Origin of the sequence: Corallococcus exercitus, assembly GCF_003611585.1 — a bacterium.
GTDB classification, from domain to species: Bacteria; Myxococcota; Myxococcia; order Myxococcales; family Myxococcaceae; genus Corallococcus; species Corallococcus exercitus.
In genome coordinates, this window is the sequence record NZ_RAVW01000791.1 from 1 (window position 1) to 1,271 (window position 1,271).

Consider the following 1,271-nt stretch of genomic DNA (forward strand, 5'->3'; position numbering starts at 1 on the left):
GGCCGTCGTCACCGGACCCGCGGAGGTGTTCAGGCGCAGCGGTTCGCGCACGTACGCCGGCGGCGGGATGTCCGCGGGCGCGGGCTCGCGCGAGGCGGCGGGACGGGCTTCCGCGGGCACGGGCTCCTGGGCCACGGAGCGCGCCAGCTGCTCCACCATGTCCACCGACATCGACTCGTCATCCGGCGGCGGAGGAGGCGGCGGCGTGAGCGCCCCGGCCTGCTGGGCCACGGCCTCGGCCAGCTGGACGAAGCGGGGCGGCAGCGGCTGGCGGTAGATGATGGAGATCCACTCGCGCACCCGCAGCTCGATGGCGACCCAGAGCTCCAGCGGCTTGCCCAGGAGGAAGCCGACTTCGTCCAGCTCCTTCTTGGGCACCGGGTAGGCGCACGCCACGTGCAGCGTGTTCCCGTCCAGGGACAGGGGGACGACGCTCAGGCGCTCGGCGATTTTGGGGGGGATGAAGCTGGCGACATCGAGGTTGGGCTCGAAGTCCACCAGGTTCACGGGCCGGAAGCCGGAGACCTCGCCCAGCATCGCGAGGACGTCCGCTTCGGTGAAGCCGCGCTCCAGGAGCACGGTGTCCACGTGGCCACCCTGGGCCTGGTGCAGACGCAACAACTCCCCGGCCTGCTCCTGGGTCAGGAGGGCGCGCGAGACGAGGTGCTGGGCAAGACGCGAAGGCATGAAGGCCGCGGCATCTTACGGCCGCGGCCGCAAGGCACAATGAGCCGGTTTCAGCTCGGTTGGACGACGAAGGTGGACGTCAGCTTGTCATGGAGCGTCTGTCCGCGGCGGTCGAACAGCGCCATCCAGAACCCGCCCAGGAAGAGAACGAAGGAAAGCCCGGCGAGCAGCGCCCGGAAGATGGCCCGGCCCGGGGTGGGCGCCATGCCGTGGGTGTCCACCAGCCGCAGGCCCAGGAGCAGTCGTCCCAGGGTCCGTCCATTCCACAGGAAGGCCGCGACCGCGCAGTACACGGTGGCGAGCACCAGCACCAGCACCACGCCCGGCAGCAGCACGGTGTGCAGCGCGCGCAGCCAGGCGACGAACGCGTCCAGCCCGGTCAGCCCTGGCTGCGGACCCTTCACGCCCGCGACCGACGAGGCCAGGGTGATGTAGGCCGCCGCCACGGCGCTGATGGCCGCGGTGTCGACGGTGAAGGACAGCAGCCGGCGCCACAGCGAGGCGGGCCTCGCGTGGACCTCGCCCGCGGCCGGGACCGGGGCCACGGAGGGCGCGGAGACCTTCGACTTCGCGGGGGCGGCGGG

General features: G+C 72.1%; 2 protein-coding genes. Both read right to left on the reverse strand.

The annotated features are described in order from the left end of the window. Positions 1-687: GspE/PulE/PilB domain-containing protein (locus D7W79_RS42055; RefSeq protein ID WP_500681256.1), on the reverse strand; the 687-nt coding region annotated here is incomplete at its 3' end. A gap of 50 nt (positions 688-737) precedes the next feature. Beyond that, a partial coding sequence (locus D7W79_RS42060; RefSeq protein WP_120530761.1) for an RDD family protein occupies positions 738-1,271 on the reverse strand: 534 nt, incomplete at its 5' end.